The sequence below is a fragment of the Trebonia sp. genome, from assembly GCF_049794275.1.
GTDB lineage: Bacteria > Actinomycetota > Actinomycetes > Streptosporangiales > Streptosporangiaceae > Trebonia.
In genome coordinates this window covers 1-6488 of sequence record NZ_JBARCR010000163.1, presented here as the reverse complement: position 1 = coordinate 6488, position 6488 = coordinate 1, and the positions used below count along the sequence as shown (strand labels likewise).

The following is a 6488-nucleotide window of genomic DNA, read 5'->3' as shown; positions in this document are numbered from 1 at the left end:
GTCCCGCAGGGCGCATAGTTCACAGCGTCACCAAGTCCCTTTAGTGCTGGGGATTTGACCCCGCTGCGGGGTCAAATCCCCAGCACTAACGCAAAACAGCCCATGGCCGGGTTCCATATGCCTGACGTAATGGACAGCAGAGGCGCTTGGGACGCCTGGTGCGGGTTGGCACTGGACCCGGGGCTGGGCGCCCGGCGGGGGTTACGGGTGGGCGGTGGTGACGCCGACGGACTTGAGGTGGGCCGTGTTCTCGGCGTCGAGGGTGGCGTAGGCGGCGTTTTCCCCGGCCGCGTACTCGACCGGGCCCGCCTGGCGGCCGTCGAGGCCGGCTTCGGCCTCGTAGACGATCGTGGCGTTGCCCTCGAGGACCGGGAGCCAGGCGCCGTCGCGGACCCGGATCGACGCGGCGGCGACGCCGCCCGCGTTCCGCACGACGAGGCGCTGGCCGGGGTCAAGGCCCGTCACCCGCGAGTAGGCGGCGCGGGAGGCGACCACGCCGGAGCCGCAGGACGGGGTCAGGCCCGCGCCGCGCTCGAAGGTGCGGACGAACACCTCCGGGGCCGCTGAGGCGGATGAGGTGGGAGGGGCGGAGGTGGAGGTTGTGGTTCCGGCGTCGAGCGGCAGCAGGAACGAGACGTTCGCGCCGTCGGGGAACACCTCGTCTGCCCGCTTCCCCGCCTCGATCAAGTCGGGCTCGGAGTACTCGGCCACCACGGCCACCACGTGCGGGTTGGGCACGGTCACCGCGGTGAAGCCGCCGAACGGCGCGGGCGGCGGCGCGGCGAACCGCACGGCGGGCAGTTCGAGCAGCACCTGCCGGACCCCCTCCGGGGTGGACGGCGCGCGGCGCACCGTGTAATCGCGGCCGCCGCTGGCCACGACCTCCGCGTCGGTGCCCCGCTGGTCCAGGATCAGCCTGCCCAGGCCGCGCATCCCGTTCCCGCAGAACTCCGCCGCGGAGCCGTCGGGGTTGAAGAACCACGCCCGGGTGTCCGGTGCGCTGGCGTCGTAGAGGTAGATCCCGTCGCTGCCGCCGGTCCACGCGTCCCGGTCGCATACTCGCCTGACGAACTCGCGAAGCGCGGCGTCCGTCGGCCATGCCGGCGGCGTCGCGTCCATCGCGAAGATCTCGTTGAGTGACCCGTGGGTCTTGACCAGGCGCATCGGTAAGCGAGTTTAGCCTGAGTGGAACCACGAGGCCGTTCGGGATGACGAGAAGCCGCAGCCACTCACATGCCGAAAGCCGGATACGTCGAGAAGCGGGCGCCTGCCGCGAAGTTCCTGACCGCCACCCGAGCGCGGTCGATCATGTTCGCGGGCAGCTCGGTCAGCGGAAACCAGCCGAAGTCGCTGTAGCTCTTCGTTGGCCCCCCGGTCTCGCCTTCCCAGCCGTCCGCGGTGAGGAAGAACGCCATCCGGCCCGCGCCCGACACGTCGTGCATGACGTGTGCGAGCGCCACCCTCCCAGGGTCGAGAAAGATCCCGACCTGGGCGTCCGATACCCGGACGGCGGCCTCCACGAGCGTCTCGCGCTCGGCCAGGCGGCCGGACGGCGGCTCGTAGGCGCCGTCTCCGTACCCCGTATTCGCGCGTCTGCCGAGTAGCACCTCTCCCTGGTCGAGCAGCAGCAAGTGCACATCAACGATCAGTTGAAAGTGCCGGCTGTGCCTGGCCGCGTCAGCGGCCAGGGGCTGAGTGAGGGTTCTGGTCATGACTCGATGTCCCGCCCGGCTCGCCATCGTATTTCCCCGGTCCCCGGTGCGGTTTCCCGCTTCCCCGGAACAGGTACGGTACAGCGGGCGTCCTGTGGATCGCCATGTGCGTAACCCCGCCGACGCTGTGGATCGCCGCCTCTTAGCCGGGTAGTCGGCTGTGGACTTCCTGAACGCCGAGCCTGCACGTGCACGGGTTAGACGCTGTGGAGGTCAGCTGACCGGCTGTGGACGAACAGCGGCGGAAAAGTTTCCCGGCTTCAGCTCTCGCCGCGCTCGCGGATCGCTTTCAGCTCCTCATGCATCCGGTGCACGACCATGAACAACTCGAGCACCATGCGGTACGCGCCGAGCGTCAGCACCACCAGGATCGGGTCCACCACGAGCAGCGTGAAGAAGCCGCCCGCCGCGCCGCCGTACTTGAAGCCGAAGCGGAGGAAGATCAGCGCCCAGATCACCGTCCAGATGGTGACGAGGACGTAGATCACCTTGACGATCTTCGGGGTGACGAACGAGGTGAAGCTGAAGTCGAACAGCGAGCCGAGGAAGCCCTTGGCATCGCTACTCCGCTTCGCCCCCGCCGGCTTCAGGCCGGAGACGGCCTGCCAGTGCGGCGCCGGCTGGCCCTGCTGCTGCCCCTGATAGGCCTGGTCGCCGTACGCGTGGTCGGCGTACGGGCGGTCCTGCGCGCCGTAGGCCTGGTCCTGGACGGTGTACGCAGGGGGGGTGTAGCCGCCTTGCTGGGCGTAGCCCTGACCGTAGCCCTGGGGGCCCTGGGGGCCCTGGGGGCTCTGCGCGCTCTGCGGGCTCTGCGCGGGCTGGGCGCCCTGCCCCGGCTGCGGGTAGGCGTACGTCTCCTGCTTTTCGGCAGGCGGCGCGCTGAAGGCCTGCCAGGACGGACGGGCCTGGTCTTGCTCGGACGACTGCCATGGGGGATCTTGCGGCTGACCAGCCAAAATCTTCTCCGTGGGGGTCTTGGTCCTCGGGGTGGTAAAAGTCGGGCATCGCGTTGTTCCGTTATCCTGCCACACTCCTAAACGCCATACCCCGTGCTGTTGTGACATGCGGGTGACGTTGCGCCGGGGAGGCGATGAGTTTCGCGGGCTCCTGTCGTCACTACTGGAACGACCGCTTACGCGGGAGCGCCGAAACACCGGTTCGATACTAGGCTACCCCCTGAACGGGTGTTCCAAAAATCCACGGAGGGTCCAGTGCGATGACACAGGTACGGGTACTGGCGGGGACGCGCAAGGGTGCGTTCGTCCTCACTTCTGACGGCAAGCGCGACAAGTGGTCGGTGAGCGGGCCGCACTTCGGGGGGTGGGAGGTGTACCACATGAAGGGCTCCCCCGCCGCTCCGGACCGGCTGTACGCCTCGCAGAACACGGGGTGGTTCGGCCAGCTGATCCAGCGTTCCGACGACGGGGGCGCGACCTGGCAGCCGGCCGGGAACGACTTCGGCTACGCCGGCGGCGACCCGGGCACGCACCTGTGGTACGACGGCACGCCGCGGCCGTGGGAGTTCAAGCGGATCTGGCATCTCGAGCCGTCGCCGGACGACCCGGACACGGTGTACGCGGGCGGGGAGGACGCAGCGCTGTACAAGTCGGCCGACGGGGGCCTGACTTGGACCGAGCTGACCGGCCTCCGGGTACAGCCGTCCGCGCCCGGCTGGCAGCCGGGCGCGGGCGGTCTCTGCCTGCACACGATCATCCTGCAGAAGTCGCGGATGTTCGTCGCGATCTCCGCGGCGGGCACGTTCCGGTCCGACGATTCCGGCGAGACGTGGCGGCCGGTGAATCGCGGGCTGCATTCTGAGGGCATCCCGGACGGGGACGCCGAGGTGGGGCACTGCGTGCACCACGTCGAGGCGCACCCGTCCCAGCCGGACACGCTGTTCATGCAGAAGCACTGGGACGTGATGCGGTCCGACGACGGCGGCCTGTCGTGGACGGAGGTCAGCGGGAACCTGCCAACCGACTTCGGGTTCCCGATCGGCGTGCACGCGCACGAGCCGGACACCATCTACGTGGTGCCGATCACCAGCGACAGCCTGCACTACCCGCCGGACGGAAGGCTGCGGGTGTGGCGGTCGAGGTCCGGCGGCAACGAGTGGGAAGAGCTCTCGGCCGGGCTGCCGGAACGGGACTGCTACGTGAACGTCTACCGGGATGCGATGGCGGTGGACACGCTGGATTCGTGCGGCGTCTATTTCGGCACCACCGGCGGGCAGGTGTACGTCTCACCCGATTCAGGGGACTCCTGGGCGCCGATCGTGCGGGACCTGCCCGCCGTGCTGTCGGTCGAGGTCCAGGTCCTGTCATGACCTACCCTGGCGCCGCGCTGGGCACGCAGGTGCGCGTGGTGCTGCCCGCACACCTGCGGAACCTGGCCGGGGTGCACGGCGAGGTCCTCGTGCGCCTCTCCGTCCCTGTGCTCACCCAGCGAGCGGTGCTCGACGCGGTCGAGTCACGGTATCCGGTGCTCGGCGGCACGATCAGGGACCGGCGTACCGGCAAGCGGCGGGCGTTCATCCGCTTCTACGCGTGCGAGCAGGACCTGTCTAACGAGCCGCCGGACGCGCCGCTGCCCGACGCGGTGGCGGCGGCGATCGTGGCGGGTACCGAGCCGTTCCTCGTCGTGGGGGCGATGGCCGGCGGATAATCACCGGTGTGAGCGAGCTTTCCGGCACCGGTGCCGGCGCGGGCAACGGCAAGGACGGCGGCGCGGGCGCGGGCGGTGGCGCCCGTGACCGGACGTTCCTCGTCACCGGGGGCAACACCGGCATCGGCCGGGCGACGGCGACCGCGCTGGCCGCCGGCGGCGGTCGGGTGTACATCACGAGCCGTTCGGCCGAGGCGGGCGCGGCGGCGGTGGACGCGATCAAGTCCGCCGCCGGCTCGCAGGCGGTATGGCTGCTGCCGCTCGACCTGGCGTCGCTCGCCTCGGTCCGCGACTGCGCGGCGGTGTTCCTCGCCAGGGACGAGCCGCTGCACGTGCTGGTGAACAACGCCGGGGTGGGCGGGCAGCGCGGGAAGACAGCGGACGGGTTCGAGCTGCACTTCGGCGTGAACCACCTGGGGCACTTCGCGCTGACGATGCTGCTGCTCGACCGGCTGAAGGCGAGCGGGTCCGGCACCCAGGGCGCACGCGTCGTCACCGTGTCGAGCGACGCGCATTACGGCGCGCCCGGCATCGACTTCGACGCGGTACGGCGTAGCACGCCGTCGTTCACCGGCCAGCGCGAGTACGCGGTCTCCAAGCTGTGCAACGTGCTGTTCACCCAGGAACTGGCGCGCCGGGTCAGCGACGTGTCGTCGTACGCGCTGCACCCTGGCGTGGTCGCCTCCGACATCTGGCGGCGCGTGCCACGGCCGGCTCGCGCCATCATCAAGCGCCGGATGCTCACCGTCGAGCAGGGCGCGGTCACGTCGGTGTACTGCGCGACGTCGCCCGCGGTGGCTGCCGAGAGCGGGCTGTTCTACGACAAGTGCGCGGTGCGCGCGCCCAGCCGGGTCGCGACGCCGGAACTGGCCGAGCTGCTGTGGAAGCACAGCACCGAATGGACCGGCCTGGGCTGACCCTGCGCCCGCGCCAGCTCGCCGGTTACCCAGGCTGGTTATCCAGGCGCCAGGCGAGCTTCCGCGCGCAGCGGCTCGAACAGCTCGACCGGGTTCCCCGACGGGTCCTCGATCATCACCTGCCTGGCGCCGATCCCGTCCACGATCTCGTTGCGGAACGTGACGCCCGCGGCGCGCAGCTCCCCGGCGGCGGCCGCCAGGTCCTCCACCTGCAGCATGAACCGGTTCCAGCCGCCGGGCCGCTGCGCGGTGCCGTCGGGCATCGGCCGGGACCCACCGCCTGGGTGCCCGGCGGGAACGGGCGCGACCAGCACCAGCCGCAGGTCGCCGTGCGTCAGCATGGCGAACGCCGGGTCGGGGTGCATCAGCTCGCGGAAGCCGAGCCTGTCGCGGTAGAAGGCGATGGCCGCGTCGACGTCGTCGACGATGTAGCGAACGCTCACGGTGCTCATGGTGGTGACGGCCTTTCGTGATAGCCGGCGGTGGGCTCGAACAGCTCGACCAGGTTTCCCGCCGGGTCCTCGATCAGCGCCTGCCGGACGGCGACGCCCGCGCTGACGTCGGCGCGGATGCGGACGCCTGCCGTGCGGAGTTCCGCGACGGCGGCGGTGACGTCGGTGACCTGGAGGGTGATCCGGTTCGATCCCCCGGCCGCGGGCACGGTGCCGTCCGGCAGCGCCCGGCCGGCGCCGGGCAGCCCGGGGACGCTCAGCAGCAGCCGGAGGCCGCCGCCGTAGAGCATGGCGAACGCCGGCGCGGAACGCAGTTCCTCCTCGAAGCCGAGACGCTGGCAGTAGAACTCGATCGCGGCGTCGAGGTCGCCGACGAAGTACCGGACGGTGGGGTTGTCGCGCACGCGTGCGGCGATCGGCAGGCCCTGCGGAGGTTGCGGGGCCGGCTGGCTGCTCACGTGGCGTTCGAGCGCACCGGAGGCGATCAGCTCGTCGATCGCGGCGGCCCGCGCCTGCATCTGCGCCTGCATCTGCTCCGCGTTGTCCAGGGCGCGCTGGATCGCCAGGCCGATGTTGCCCACTTCCTCGGAGGTGCCGGTGACAGCCTCGTTGATGCGGGTCTGCGCCTCGGCGGCGGCGGACGTGATCCGGCGCAGCAGGGCGGCGGTGAACTCCGGGCGCGGGTCGACCGGAACGACCGACAGCCGGAGGGCGTCAAGCGGGTCAGCGGCCATCGCGCCCCT

The 6488-nt window shown here is 70.7% G+C and carries 8 protein-coding genes; 3 read left to right on the top strand and 5 right to left on the bottom strand.

Features of this window, described 5'->3' with window-relative positions; all coding sequences use genetic code 11:
- Window positions 1-201: 201 nt before the first annotated feature.
- The 3 genes from WA805_RS04695 to WA805_RS04685 form a co-directional block, all read right to left on the bottom strand.
- A complete protein-coding gene (locus WA805_RS04695) occupies window positions 202-1164 on the bottom strand; it encodes a hypothetical protein (RefSeq protein ID WP_425241726.1) in 963 nt (320 codons plus the stop codon).
- Window positions 1165-1229: 65 nt separating this feature from the next.
- Window positions 1230-1712: an NUDIX domain-containing protein gene (locus tag WA805_RS04690; protein WP_425241725.1), complete on the bottom strand. Its 483-nt coding sequence runs from the start codon at window positions 1710-1712 to the stop codon at window positions 1230-1232.
- 260 nt (window positions 1713-1972) lie between these two features.
- On the bottom strand, window positions 1973-2668 hold the full coding sequence (locus WA805_RS04685; protein ID WP_425241724.1) for a DUF4282 domain-containing protein: 696 nt from the start codon (window positions 2666-2668) through the stop codon (window positions 1973-1975).
- A gap of 260 nt (window positions 2669-2928) precedes the next feature.
- Between WA805_RS04685 and WA805_RS04680 the strand changes: the two genes are divergently transcribed.
- The 3 genes from WA805_RS04680 to WA805_RS04670 are packed head-to-tail and all read left to right on the top strand — an operon-like array spanning window position 2929 to window position 5293.
- Window positions 2929-4038 (top strand): WD40/YVTN/BNR-like repeat-containing protein, encoded by a 1110-nt coding sequence (locus WA805_RS04680; protein ID WP_424559806.1) that lies wholly within the window; start codon window positions 2929-2931, stop codon window positions 4036-4038.
- Entirely contained in the window at window positions 4035-4376 is a 342-nt protein-coding gene (locus WA805_RS04675) for a MoaD/ThiS family protein (protein WP_422288231.1), read from the top strand. The genes WA805_RS04680 and WA805_RS04675 overlap by 4 nt, the downstream gene beginning before the upstream one ends.
- Window positions 4377-4384: 8 nt before the next feature.
- A complete protein-coding gene (locus tag WA805_RS04670; RefSeq protein ID WP_425241723.1) occupies window positions 4385-5293 on the top strand; it encodes an SDR family NAD(P)-dependent oxidoreductase in 909 nt (302 codons plus the stop codon).
- 38 nt (window positions 5294-5331) lie between these two features.
- Here WA805_RS04670 and WA805_RS04665 read toward each other — a convergent pair whose 3' ends face one another.
- Window positions 5332-5736 (bottom strand): VOC family protein, encoded by a 405-nt coding sequence (locus WA805_RS04665; RefSeq protein ID WP_422324621.1) that lies wholly within the window; start codon window positions 5734-5736, stop codon window positions 5332-5334.
- Between the two features lie 5 nt (window positions 5737-5741).
- Window positions 5742-6488, bottom strand: a 747-nt coding sequence (locus WA805_RS04660; RefSeq protein ID WP_425241722.1) for a VOC family protein, incomplete at its 5' end; no start/stop codon positions are given.

Coding starts and splice junctions, on each gene's coding strand:
- WA805_RS04675 (WP_422288231.1), top strand. CDS start 4,035: ATGACCTACCCTGGCGCCGCGCTGGGCACGCAGGTGCGCGTGGTGCTG.
- WA805_RS04680 (WP_424559806.1), top strand. CDS start 2,929: ATGACACAGGTACGGGTACTGGCGGGGACGCGCAAGGGTGCGTTCGTC.
- WA805_RS04695 (WP_425241726.1), bottom strand. CDS start 1,164: ATGCGCCTGGTCAAGACCCACGGGTCACTCAACGAGATCTTCGCGATG.
- WA805_RS04690 (WP_425241725.1), bottom strand. CDS start 1,712: ATGACCAGAACCCTCACTCAGCCCCTGGCCGCTGACGCGGCCAGGCAC.